11 protein-coding genes and 1 riboswitch are annotated in these 12,728 nt (G+C 55.3%); of the genes, 5 read left to right on the top strand and 6 right to left on the bottom strand.

Translation table 11 applies throughout. The annotated features are described in order from the left end of the window. The first annotated feature begins 1 nt into the window (after position 1). The gene (locus KIT79_01960; GenBank protein MCW5828057.1) at positions 2–1,201 is read left to right on the top strand and encodes an aminotransferase class I/II-fold pyridoxal phosphate-dependent enzyme; all 1,200 of its coding nucleotides are present in this window, start codon (positions 2–4) and stop codon (positions 1,199–1,201) included. A 106-nt stretch (positions 1,202–1,307) separates the two neighbouring features. Then, a complete protein-coding gene (locus tag KIT79_01955) occupies positions 1,308–2,324 on the top strand; it encodes a rod shape-determining protein (GenBank protein MCW5828056.1) in 1,017 nt (338 codons plus the stop codon). A gap of 8 nt (positions 2,325–2,332) precedes the next feature. Here KIT79_01955 and KIT79_01950 read toward each other — a convergent pair whose 3' ends face one another. Together KIT79_01950 and KIT79_01945 are read right to left on the bottom strand one after the other, a co-directional pair. After that, positions 2,333–3,355: a zinc-binding dehydrogenase gene (locus KIT79_01950; protein MCW5828055.1), complete on the bottom strand. Its 1,023-nt coding sequence runs from the start codon at positions 3,353–3,355 to the stop codon at positions 2,333–2,335. 88 nt (positions 3,356–3,443) lie between these two features. Next, entirely contained in the window at positions 3,444–4,379 is a 936-nt protein-coding gene (locus tag KIT79_01945; protein ID MCW5828054.1) for a hypothetical protein, read from the bottom strand. Positions 4,380–4,521: 142 nt separating this feature from the next. Here KIT79_01945 and KIT79_01940 point away from each other — a divergent pair, with 142 nt between their 5' ends. The 3 genes from KIT79_01940 (at position 4,522) to KIT79_01930 (ending at position 6,467) form a co-directional block, all read left to right on the top strand. Beyond that, a complete protein-coding gene (locus KIT79_01940; GenBank protein MCW5828053.1) occupies positions 4,522–4,935 on the top strand; it encodes a hypothetical protein in 414 nt (137 codons plus the stop codon). A 126-nt stretch (positions 4,936–5,061) separates the two neighbouring features. Further along, entirely contained in the window at positions 5,062–6,126 is a 1,065-nt protein-coding gene (locus KIT79_01935) for a hypothetical protein (protein MCW5828052.1), read from the top strand. Positions 6,127–6,158: 32 nt separating this feature from the next. Beyond that, on the top strand, positions 6,159–6,467 hold the full coding sequence (locus KIT79_01930; GenBank protein MCW5828051.1) for a hypothetical protein: 309 nt from the start codon (positions 6,159–6,161) through the stop codon (positions 6,465–6,467). Here KIT79_01930 and KIT79_01925 read toward each other — a convergent pair whose 3' ends face one another. The 4 genes from KIT79_01925 to KIT79_01910 all read right to left on the bottom strand — a co-directional run bounded on the left by KIT79_01925 (position 6,468) and on the right by KIT79_01910 (position 12,060). Continuing rightward, on the bottom strand, positions 6,468–7,835 hold the full coding sequence (locus tag KIT79_01925) for a hypothetical protein (GenBank protein ID MCW5828050.1): 1,368 nt from the start codon (positions 7,833–7,835) through the stop codon (positions 6,468–6,470). Then, complete coding sequence (locus KIT79_01920) at positions 7,820–9,916, bottom strand: TonB-dependent receptor (protein MCW5828049.1); 2,097 nt, start codon at positions 9,914–9,916, stop codon at positions 7,820–7,822. The genes KIT79_01925 and KIT79_01920 overlap by 16 nt, the downstream gene beginning before the upstream one ends. 27 nt (positions 9,917–9,943) lie before the next feature. After that, positions 9,944–10,182: riboswitch (cobalamin riboswitch) on the bottom strand. A gap of 91 nt (positions 10,183–10,273) precedes the next feature. After that, entirely contained in the window at positions 10,274–11,158 is an 885-nt protein-coding gene (locus tag KIT79_01915) for an NAD+ synthase (protein MCW5828048.1), read from the bottom strand. After that, a complete protein-coding gene (locus KIT79_01910) occupies positions 11,155–12,060 on the bottom strand; it encodes a carbon-nitrogen hydrolase (GenBank protein ID MCW5828047.1) in 906 nt (301 codons plus the stop codon). The genes KIT79_01915 and KIT79_01910 overlap by 4 nt, the downstream gene beginning before the upstream one ends. Positions 12,061–12,728: the final 668 nt, after the last annotated feature.

Raw genomic sequence — 12,728 nt, 5'->3', positions numbered from 1 at the left:
AATGAGCATCAATATGAGTGACAAGAAACCAGGAATTTCTACGCTTGCTGTTCATGGCGGCGAGCCGCGCAAGAAAGCGGCTCACTCGATTTCAACAGCGGTTTATCATGCTTCGACCTACGTGTTCGAAAACACGCAGGAGCTGTGTGACTATATGGAAGGCAAGCTCGACCGGATGGAATATGGCCGGTACGGCAACCCCACGACCCGTACTGCGGAAATGAAGCTCGCTGCGCTCGACCACGCTGAAGACGCGCTTTTGTTTGCTTCCGGCATGAACGCCGTGACATCCACGCTTCTGGCCCTGCTTAAGAGCGGCGACCACATGATCCTGACAGCTGATTCTTACCGGCGTACCCGGCAGTTCTGTCTGCAGACATTGGCGAAGTTCGGTGTAGAGACCTCGGTTGTTGATCCCCGTGACTATGAGGCACTGGAAAAGGCCATTACACCGAAGACTAAGCTGCTATTCTCAGAGTCACCGACCAATCCCTACATGAACGTTATTGATCTGCCCAAGGTGGTGGATATCGCCCGCCGCCACCGGATCAAGGTGATTATTGATTCTACATTCGCCACGCCGCTGAACCAGACCCCGCTCGACTACGGGGTCGATCTGGTTATGCACTCAGCCACGAAATATCTGGGTGGGCATAACGACCTGCTTGCCGGAGTCATCTGCGGAAAGCGTGATTTCGTGGATGGTATCCGGAAATTCCAGGGCGTCATGGGTGGTGTGCCAGATCCACAGGCAGCCTATCTGCTGATCCGGGGGCTCAAGACCTTCCCGCTCCGTATGGTCCGCCAGAACGAATCGGCTCTGGCTATTGCCCGTTATCTGGAAAAGCATCCCAAGATAGCCCAGGTTTACTATCCGGGGCTGGAAAGCCATCACAACCACAAGGTTGCAGCTGCACAAATGAAAGGCTTTGGTGGTGTGGTGTCATTCGAGGTGAAGGCCAGTCTGGAGCAGATATCCAGGTTCATCGATGCCTGCCAGATTCCCTATATCGCACCATCACTGGGTGGCACGGAGAGTCTTGTCGAGCAACCCTCATTGATGAGCTTTTATGAGCTCTCGACTGAGGAACGGCAGGCAGTTGGTATTTCCGACCAGCTTGTCCGCTATGCCGTGGGCGTCGAGGATACGCAGGATCTGATTGACGATCTGGAACAGGCACTCCGCGTAGTGCCGGGATAGCCGGTTTGCCCTTGAGGGCGCGGGGCTCTAAAGATTGAAGTAGTCCGGAAAAATCGGGCACGAAGGCTGGATTGATAACGTGGGTTTTTTCGACCGGATTTACAGTCTGTTCAGTGACGATATTGCCATTGATCTCGGTACGGCGAATACGCTGGTGTTCGTCAAGGGCAAGGGTGTCATTGTAAACGAACCTTCGGTCGTGGCTGTCCAGCGCAATGCGCAGGGGCGATACGATGTGCTGGCTGTGGGCCGCGAAGCCAAGAACATGCTCGGCCGCACTCCTGGGAATATTCAGGCGATCCGGCCGATGAAGGAAGGCGTTATTGCCGATTTTCAGGTGGCCGAGAAGATGCTCGACTACTTCATCAAGAAGGCACACAACCAGCGCACGACCTTGGTTGCTCCACGCATTGTTATCTGTATCCCGAGCGGCGTTACACAGGTGGAAAAACGCGCGGTTCGTGAATCGGCCATTCACGCCGGAGCCCGTGAGGTGTTTCTCATGGAAGAGCCCATGGCGGCTGCTATCGGGGCTGGACTTCCGGTGACTGAGCCCAGCGGCAACATGATTGTCGATATTGGTGGTGGGACCACCGAAGTCGCCGTGATCTCTCTGGGAGGAATTGTTTATAGCCGGTCAGTGCGTGTTGCGGGAGACAAGATAGATGAAGCGATTCTCCAGTACATCAAGCGCAAGTACAATCTGCTGATTGGTGAAGCAACGGCCGAAATGATCAAGATCAAGATCGGAAATGCGTACCGGTCCGAGCCCTCTCGTGACATGGATGTGCGCGGCCGGGATCTGCTTGCCGGCATACCAAAGACGCTTACCATCAATTCGGATGAAGCGCGTGAGGCGATTTCTGAACCTGTGCATGCGATTGTGGAAGCGGTGAAGATCGCCCTTGAACGCACGCCGCCGGAACTGGCCGCCGATGTGGTGGACAAGGGTATTGTACTTGCTGGCGGGGGCGCACTTATTCAGGGTCTGGACCAGCTTCTTATCGAAGAGACAGGCCTCCCGGTCATTATTGCCGATGATCCGCTTACCTGCGTCGCACGGGGCGCCGGTCTGTCTCTGGACAGTCTTGATCTGTTACGCCAAGTCGCTGTTCAGGATTAACTGACCGGTCAGGGCACCAGAAGCACTTTGCCCGTATTTTTCCGGTCCTGGATGTAATGGTGCGCTTTCGGTGCATCAGCAAAACTAAAAGTCTTGTCTACAACCGGTTTCAGGATTCCGCGCTCATAAAGGACAAGCATTTCCTCGCCCCAGTTCCTGAGCCGCTCGACCTCGCCCCACATATGTCCCATGTTGACACCGAAAGCCGCCTTGTTCTCATTCATCAAAGTTACTGGATTGATCTGGAGCCACGGCATGCCTGCGACCATCTTGAGCAGGTCGATAATGCTCCGGGTCTTTCCCGTGGCAGCTTCTGACATTCCGAACATACCGAGTCGTCCGGTGGGGGCAAGTATGCGGAATCCCTTCTTGAACGAATCACCACCAACGGCATCGATAATAAGCTCAACTCCACGGCCATTTGTGATTTCCCTGACACGCTTTTCAAAGTCCTCGGTCCGGTAGTCGATGCAGTGATGCACGCCGATGGTTTTCAGATAGTCATGTTTTCCCTTGGAGGCCGTGCCGATAATGGTCGCCCCGATGTGGCGGGCGATCTGTATGGCGGCGATGCCAACACCTCCACCAGCTGAATGAATCAGGATGGTTTCGCCCTTCTTGAGGGCGCCCATTACAACAATGAGCTGCCATGCAGTGAAATAGACAACCGGAAAGGCAGCTCCCTCTAGGGCGCTCATGGCAGCGGGTCGAGCAAATACCTGGCGCTCCGGAACGCATACCATGTCCGAATAGCCACCGAAACGGGTCATGGCGAACACATTCTTGCCGATCCATCCCCTGTCCACGCCTTCTCCTGCCATGTCCACCTTGCCGGCGACCTCATAGCCAACAACGATGGGAATGCCCGGAAGGTCCGGGTACATTCCCATTCTTCCCATGATATCGGCGAAATTGATGCCAGCCGCTTCTACTCGGATTCGGATTTCCCCGGCCTTGGGTTCAGGATCGGTAGCCTCTCTAACTTTCAATACTTCCGGTTCTCCGGCTTTGGTTATCCAGACCTGACGCATGGGATAAGGCTTCCTTTCACTAAGGCCGCAGAGCTGACAGTCTCGTTGTGAAATGCGTAGAGGGCAAGCCTCTGTTCCGTCGCAATGTTCAGTACAGGTAGTTCAGGCCAAAGAAGAATGGTGCCCGATAACTCGGATTCCGGCCGGGAACACCGGCTCCGAACATGGCCTGAAAAGTGGTGGAAATTTCCAGCGATACGCGGTCGGTGACCAAGGCTGCAACACCCGCTGATCCCCCGGCCAGCAGGCCGGTTTTGTCCCGTATATTGTCGATTCCAGAAAAGACAGCACCTGCCTCTGCTCTGCCGAAAAGCAGGAATACTTCAACAGGATGATGCAGCTCCAGAAACCCCGAGGCGCTGACGATATCGAGCGATACGGGCCCCGTCGCGTCCCGTTGCTTGTTGCGGGAATAAATCACCCGCGTGCCAAAAGCGAAATGATTAATTTCAGGGTGATAGGTATAGGCTCCCATAAGTGCGATATCCGGCTCAAAGGCATCATTCCGGCCAGCATACCGGTCATCAACCGGCACGTTGAAACCGGCCGCGATGGTATACCGGCTTTTGCGTGCCAGGGGCACGTCACCCCACATGAGCCCCTGGGGTTTTTCCGGAAGAAACGGCTTGGCGACAGTAGAAATCGTTTCTCGAAAGAGTTCATCCAGAAAAGCCGTTCCTTTCCGGATGACGCTTTGCCGGGCTGCTTCCTTTTCTGATTCGATTTCAGAGCGGGCGAGCTCCCAGGCCCGGACAATTTTGGGCGACTGGGTTTCACTGTCTACCGTGAAGTCAGGGTTCAGTTCCAGAGACTTTTTGAATTCGTCCACGGCCAGCCGCTGGCGGTCGGTGGCCGCGTAAGTATAGGCCAGAAAAACGTGATATTGTGGATCACGGGAATAGTTTAACGCCTCGCGGAAGCTGGTTTCCGCGCAACTGTAGTTCAGTTCCTCATAGCACCTCTGTCCCCGGCGGAATATCTGCTCCCCCTTAGCCTTCGCTTCGGCGTCTGGCTGAGGTACCATTTGGGATTGAAGTGGGCTGAAAGCCAAAGCGACGGCAAAAAGGGCGGTGAAGGTGGCACGGGCTAGCAAGGGTTTCACTGGCCCATGTTAGGGAGTTTGGCTGAAATGGTCTACTCTTTGGAGTACGGAAGCGAGGTGAATGATGCCGGAACACGATTCGGATTCAGGCCAGAGGGACGAGCGGGAAGGCCGCCGCCGGCTGGGTGACCGTTTGGACGGTATTGTCCCTGACAGCGTCAAAAAGGCGATATACACGTCGCTTGGCGCGGTCTTCATGACAGAAGATTCGGTGCGGCGGGCGTTGGCTGATATCAAGGTGCCAGGAGATGCAGTCAGCTATTTCATCAACCAGTCGAAGCAGACCAAGGAAGAACTGTTCAATGCCATTGCCCGCGAAGTGGCCAGTACGCTTCTCAAGGACCGTGATCCCGTGGAACTGCTTCAGGCCGCATTGCAAAATGTTACTGTTACACTGACGGCGGAGGTGGACTTCAAGGCCAAAGAAGATCCTGCTGCTCCCGGGATGGAAGTGAAAGTCCGGGCGAAGAGACGGTAACAGTAAGGTATCCCAATCCAGTCCGGTGGCTCCTCTTGGCTAAAGGCTTCAATCTGTCTAAGTAGGACCGGTCTGGCTGACATTGATGTCAGTGCAGGGAATCTCTATTTGAGGAGTGATTTGTCCGTGGGCAACTATCATGTTTCCTGCAAGCACTGGAAGATCGAGCCGGGATCTCTGGCGCTTGAACCGGATGTGCAATCAGGCCCTATCGAACCGTTTCGTACGCCTGAAGACCCGCACAAGGACAAGTTCGGCCATTTCAATCTCAGGGCGTTTGCCGGTGCAGCCAATCATCTGGAGCATGTGCTCGAAATAGTCATGCGTATTGATAATACGGTGATTGAAATGAGTACGGCGAGCGAGCCGCTTTATTTCGGCCACAGCAACTGGGGCGATGAGTACAACATACTGTTCCCGACCGGTGACGAGATGGTCGATACTTTTCCGGGTCGTACGGTATATACCGACACTGATACCGCGGAGCAGCTGGGCTACGTGAAGGCCACCAACGGAGCCATGACTGTACATCCGGTGGGAATGTCCCACTGGCCGGGCAAGCTAAAGGAGCCCGAAAAAATTTTCATCCCGCCTGACGAAATACGGCGCAAGCTGTTCGCCGTGGTTTTCTGTTCGGCCGGGCAAGTGGACTACAACGAAACGCTTGCACCCACGAAATCCGTGAGCATGAAAGAATGGTCCGGTAACCGGTTGCCACAGTTTGCGAAGGTGAAGGTTGGCGAAATCAAGATCCATCACGATATTCCCAGCCGTACCGAAGGGCGGATCGGGGCCCGGAGCCTCATCGGTATGTCAATAGAGTCGGACCGCGAGATGGAAAATCCCGAGGCAGTCGCCCGTGTTGGAACGGCAACGCTCGATTTTTTCGTTACCGATGGCACTACTGGCAACACGTTTGAAAGCGACACGCATTCTTATCTCATCGCCTATTTCGGCAGGCCGAAGGTGGAGTTTTTCAATGCCGCCGGCAAAAGAGTCGCCTGTTCGCAGATGGGCGAAGCGGATGTAATCCGGGTTCCTGCTGGCATTAGCTTCCGGTTTGTGATTCCAGAACCGGAAAACCATGCGGCTCTTTTGTGGATGCGAAAGTCGGTTGCCGGAGAGCCTAATGCAGGTGTCCGTGCCGAAGTGGTAGGTGGATTTCCGCTCCATAAGGTGGTGAATGGATGACTTCGGTCGCTGCACACCAGGTCTATCCTGAAATGAAATTGGGCAGTTTCACGTTCAGTTCCGATGGCGTTACCGTGACGATCCGTGGACTCGGGCGGGAAGCCAGACTGCCGACACACTGGTTTCTCCGGTCTGTTTTCCGGATACTCTGGTTCGATTTCATGATCGGCCAGTTCGAATTTTACGGTGGATTTGGAACCACCAACGACGATACCCATGTTTATCTGCTCATGCTGGGTAAACCCAAACTGGCTGAAAAAGTCACGCGTGAAGAGGCGCGTGACTTTTTCAAGCGGGCTTATGATGCTTACCGGACGCCCGGTTACCGGGAATTGACGTAGTTATTCCACCTCAAACTGCCCCAGAGCCGTTGGGGCGAGGCCGTTGCCAGGTGAAGGGTTGATACCCTCTAGTTCGGTGATTTCTATTCCGAGCTGAAACCTGCGAATCAGCGGATCGCCGCCGAATGGCGTATCAGTTACATAGAGGATCTGAGTGCTGGCATCATAGGAAAGGCTGCCGAGTTGGAAAGGGCCGCTGGCAGAGAATACCAGCTCGGGCGCCAATTCTGGTTCATTTGGATTGAACCGGATGAGCTGGTCCGATTCGAAAGGACCAAAGAAATTGCCATAGGTCAGGATGAATGCGGTCTCTGCATCTACAACGAGCAGGTTGGAGACCGGTTGTCCGATTTCTTCGTTTTCTCCTTCAAGAACCACGGTATACGCAGCGGCGTTGTCTGGAAGCGGTGTGAGATCAATCCTGACAACCCCCGACCGCCCGATTTGAGTATCCCGCCCGTCAGCAAACAGTCCGGAACAGGCAACATAGATGGCGGGTTCATCGAACAGGTACTGGATTGGGCCGCAGTTCTTGAACTCGGTAATTTCCAGAAGTTGTGTACCTTCGGACACGGGATCAGCGTCGACCAGTGCTTCTGTTGCTGTGTCAATGACCGCCACAAGTCCATTGCCTGAGGCGCTAAAGCTGGCATTGGTAAAATGCCCAAGGGTAGACACGACATGGTTGCCTGCCCGAACTATCCGGTCCGGATTGGCCCGTTCGCCAGACCAGGGGTCAAGAATGGAGTTGAACCGGATCTGCTTGACGATCTGGAGTGTAGTTGTATCTACAATGACGATATCATCGCCTTCATCCATGTCGACGGCACCCGCCGAGGGACTCGGATTGGCCTGATACCGGGTGACATACAGCCGGGAATCATTCACGAGAAGCGTATCGTGCGGATTGGCATACCAGGGACCTAATGTGCTGGTTCCGACGGGAATCTGCGCCAGGACAGTCATGTGTGTGGTTTCGAGCACATTGATGTTATTGTTGCTTCCTCCCCGGTCAATGACAAACAGAATGCCAGGAGGCGGTGGATCACTGGGCAACGAAACATCGCCGCTAAGCGGCAAGGTAATTTCCGGCGAATTAGTTGAAGAGCTCAGGACTGCTTCACTGACAAGTTCGCCATTTGCCCGGTTCAATACACCGACAGCGGACACGCTGTAATCAGTCGTCACGACCGCCATGTAAGACCCGGGTTCCAGCGTCACGGAAGGAGTGCCCGGGGCAGTATCGCCTTCGCAGGCTGCCAGTGAAATAAAAAGATGGAATAACATGGCCTGTTTAACGTGTTTCATTGGTCTCCCCTTTTGTTTGTAACGCTCAATGCACTTCTCTTTGGCTACAGGAATTTCCATCCCAGACGGCCGAAGAACGTCCGGCCGGGCAAGGGAAAACCCACGACATCCATCACCTGTTCGTTCGTCAAGTTCCGGCCGTCAAAAGCCAGTTCGAGCCGGTCGTCCAGCATTTTCAGTTCAAGTCCGGCACCGAGTATTCGCCGCTCAGGGACCGAAACCATATTGTTTCCATCGACGAAATGGCTGGATGTGAACTCCATTTCGGTCCATAACTCGGCCCGAGTCATCCAGCTGAATAGCCGTTCACGGAATGCCGCTCCCCTAAGAAGCCACTGGTTCGGCGGCCGAAACGGGATTTTACGGCCATCGCGGGCCGCGACCTTCGACCGGATTCGGCTGGTGAGCCAGGTGTGAGTGGCATCAAGCCTGAATGCCTCAAGGGCGGTGACGGAAAGTGATGACTCGACACCTTTGATAGTCGCTCTGTCCACATTTTCCGGCCGGGTCAGGACAAGCGTCCTGACGAACTGGATGAGGTTGTCCACATCCTGATAAAAGAAGGCAATGCCTGCCTTTGCAGCTATCAGTTCGTGATTTCGGGCGAGCTCAAAGCCGGCATCCAGATTTAATCCTTTTTCGGGCTTGAGATGAGGGTTTCCTGCAATCAGGGCCGAATCACCAAACAGTTCAAACAGCGATGGGAAACGGAATGCGCGGCCTGCGTTGCCGCGCAGCTTGAACCCGTCTACAGGCTTCCAGAGCAACCCTCCACGAACACTGTGTCCCCCGCCGGACTGGCGCACTTTCTGGGGATTCAAGGGGCTTGAGGTCGAAGCAGGCCGGAAACTGTTCCAGGCATGCTCGTAACGGTATTGGGGGGCAACGAGTAGTTTCGCCCCTGGCATTTCCAGTTCACCACCGAGCGCCCAGGCAACAGACTGGCGATCGCTCGTTCCATCAGTGAATACAGTGGGAATTCGGTATGCTGGCGAATATCGCTCAAACCGATAACTGAAATGCGTTGTTCCCCGGATGGCCCCGTGGCCACCGCGCCAGGTGACGGATGTCCCGGGCGAATAGGATTTTTTGATCTCATCCTGCGGGAATCCACGGAACTCTCCTAACGGATCATCCAGTTCCGTCTGGGAAAAGGTGTAATAGGCCTGAAGACGGAGGGAATCCTCGTTTATTATCGCGTCACGCAACCTGAACTCAGCTCCGGTAATGGAACGGACCAGTTGGATCCGGCTTCGGGTGGTAATAACGGCGCCACCCCGTTGAAGTCCGCCTTCGCGATAGAAAAAGTCCTGGAGAAAAGTCCCGCGGGCACGGGAAGTGAAATCATGTGTAACTTTAAACAGTGTTCCCACGCGGTCGAAGTCGCGGTTTGTGAACTTCTGGTCGAAATCGTCCGATGGATCGAGGGCGGTTCCGTTGTTGTTCCGGAAGGAAAAATTTCCCCTTGAGTGCATGAAATCGAGGCCCGCGGCCATTCTGGTTTTTTCGTTCCCGGTGAAATCAATCAGCCCGCCGCCAAAGAGGCCCGCCGATATCGTATTGAACGAACCGTATCCGCCACGGGCCGACAGGGTTTCCTTTTCCAGTTCACGGGTGGAAAGAAATACCGCGCCACCAAGGGCACTCGCGGTGGCTTCGACCGGTGCGAAGCCGCGGTAAATCTCCATGCGCTCGATATGCGAAAGAGGCAGGGCCGAAAGGTCGACCGCTCCGCCCAGCCCGGCATTTAGTGGGATTCCATCCAGAAAAACCAGAACCTGATCGAAGCTGGACCCGCGTATCGAAGCGGCGGAAAAGTCGCCAAGCCCGCCGAGCCGGACGGCGCTCACTCCTGCCTGCCGGTCCAGTACCTGATCGAGGTTCTCGCCGGGCCGGTCGAGCTCTTTTCGCTCTATCGTTGTGACGGCACCGGTCGAGTCGCGCTCGTTTTCACTCTCGGCAACGGTGCGCTCACGTTCGACGACAACGGAGGGGAGTTCTAGTGCACCTGGCTCGCTGTCCTGCGCGTACGCAGCGGAAGGGACTGAGGCCAGGCAGCCATACAGCACCAGAACCACCACTGAATACGGCCCGCCTCCCCATCGGGAAGCAGGCCGCCAGGTATGCGACAAGTCGCGCACCGGCCAGACCCTCCTCGGGGGACCGATCAATCGGAAGTTCCATCAGGCTGGTGTCCTGGCTTCGGGAGCCTGACCGCGGACGCCCCTCCAGATCCCGGCCTTCCCGGAAACCCGTCCGTATGCGGGCTCCCAGTGACCGGGGGGTGCGTTCGGGCCGTTATCTCCCTAACAGTGGCGGGACCGCGCCGGAATCTCACCGGCTTCCCATTTATTCCGTCTCGAAACCTTGTGGCTACGGGACGGACACCTGCTGGAACGGCTTATCTATTGGCGCCAGCTTCAGCAATGCTGATACTGGCTCCGAGACAAACAATGAAGAAGTAGCGCTGGACTGTCAAGGTAAAAGTTTAACCGTGGCTACATTCCCCAGTCGCGGGCATAGCGGAAATCACGGTCTATGGTGCGTGATCCCAGTTTGGCGATGACCGGAAGCCGCCGCTTGAATTGGGAACTCCGCACTTTTCTCAGAATGAGATCACAGAATGTCTCCGGTATCCCGGCCGCGATAATTTCATTACGGGTCCGGCGTTCTTCAATGAAAAGATACAGTGCGGCATCTGCCTGTCCATAGGTGAATCCCAGCTCAGCCTCGTCTGTCTGGCCTTCCCACAAGTCAGCGGTCGGCGGCTTTTTTACAATGGAATCCGGCACGCCCAGATAACGGGAGAGCTGCCATACCTGCGTCTTGTAGAGATCACCAATGGCATTGAGTGCGCTCGCCATATCTCCGTAAAGAGTGCCATAGCCAAGCAGCAGTTCTGTCTTGTTTGAAGTGCCGAGAACGAGGGAACCATCCCGGGCCGAGAGGTCATAGAGTATCGTCATTCGCTCGCGAGCCATCTTGTTTGCACGCCGGAGGCGCGAGGCATCCGGAAAACGGCTGAAATGGGCGTCAATCTGGGGAGTGATTTCGACGACTTCATGACGGCAGCCGGTGTCGCGTACTGCTTCGAGTGCGTCGGCAAGGCTTTGTGGGCTCGATTGCCTGTAGGGCATCGTGACTCCCAGAACATTGTCCGGTCCCAGTGCTTTCACCGCCAGATACAGGACGAGTGCCGAATCAATGCCACCCGACAGCCCCAGAACTGCCTTCCGGGAACCGGTTTTGGAGATTTCTTCCTTGAGGAATGCCGTAAGAATCCGTACCGTCAGTTCTTCGTCAATAATGAGCTGCTCAAGCCATATGGCTGGGTCAAAACTGATAGGCCCGTTCAGTGCAGAAGCTTTGCGGCGGCCGCTCATCCAGGTTCCTGTTCCCAGCGAAGACGCCGGATACGCTCCATTTCACTGAAAGTAAATTCGAAGTTTTCATCCCGGATGACAGGCGTCTGCTGGCGGCTCCGGCGTATGTCGCTCTTGTCTATGTCTGCCAGCAAGAGGAATTCTTCGCCATAAGGAGCCTGCGCGGTCGTTTGCCCATGCGGATCGACGATATGAGAGCCGCCGGAAAATCCAACGCCATCTTCCACTCCGACACGATTGGCATATGCAAGATGCACTGAATACAGCCGTGCGTAAGTCCGGTTCATTTCCTCCCATCCGGCGGAACTTGCCGCGCGACGGGTCCCCCGCTTTCCGGGTCGGGCAGCGACTCCCCGCATGGGGGAACTGGACGGAATTATGAGAATCTCTGGGTTCTGCAGACTAGCCAGATAAACAGCTGACGGATGCCATGCATCCTCGCAGATCAAAATTGCAACCCGGCCAATCCGGGTTTCAAAAACATCAATCCGGGAACCACGTGCAAAATACCGCTGCTCGTCGAACATTCCATATGTCGGAAGATATACCTTCCGGTGAACATGGGTGGTTTCTCCAGCGGAAAAGTATCCTGCGGCATTGTAATACTGGTGGGCACGTGATTGCTCGACAAAACCGGCGACAAGATCAATACGCTTGGACAGCTTTTCGAGCCGCCTCCATACGGTTGAACCACGTCCGATAGCCACGTCGCAAACGGCATCTTTCAGATGGTAGCCGGTCAGTCCCAGCTCGGGTGTGATGAGCAGCCCAGCTCCCTTGGAGACCGCTTTTTCGGCTGCCACCTCCAGCTTTTCGAGATTGGCATCCAAATCGCCCAGCCGCATGGATAACTGGTCGATGGCAATGCGAACAGAACCGGCTTTTAGTGGTGTACCATTCATTAGACTGGAGCATAATCGCTGGCTGGGGTGCTGGCCACGGCAGAGAACCATGATGCCAGTCCGGAGAAGAAAATTTGCATCGGAGTCCCGAAGTGGCCGGAAATAGTGGTTTTATCAGTGAATTTCCTTCCGAGGCAGGTTTGAACTTATGGCACTATCCACACTATGTTTGATGTCCAAGGCGGGTAGCCTCCGAACCGGGAGGAAAGCATATCGAAACTGGTTCAAGGCCGGTTTCTCCCGCAGGACTGTTGGAACGCAATGGCAGTTTTTAGCAAGAAAGGTGGCGGCCAGTCCGGTGGAGGAGTTCCCCTCCGATGGTTGCCTGTGGGTCCGAACTTTTCGCTACTGAGACTGATGTTTCAGGCGTCAGGCTCGCCAAGCGGTCCATTCCGCAATCCTGCTTATAAGTCGTACATTTCCAAAGTAACAAACGAGCCGCTGGATTTTCTGATGCCGGACCGGTCGATCATTTCGGCGCGGTGCGTCTGGATCATATCGGGTGGACGCCCATCACAACACGGATTTCATCTGGTATCGATTGCTGGAGGCCGGGAAAACCTCCAGCGGCTGACTGGCCAGGAGGGAGTGAGCAGCCGCCACTTCACTTCGGAAATTATCGCTGCAGCAAGCCGTGAAGACCAGGCTGCAAAGTCCCAGCCATCGGC

The organism is Deltaproteobacteria bacterium (assembly GCA_026129095.1).
GTDB lineage: Bacteria > JAGRBM01 > JAGRBM01 > JAGRBM01 > JAHCIT01 > JAHCIT01.
This window is presented reverse-complemented; position numbering and strand designations above follow the sequence as displayed.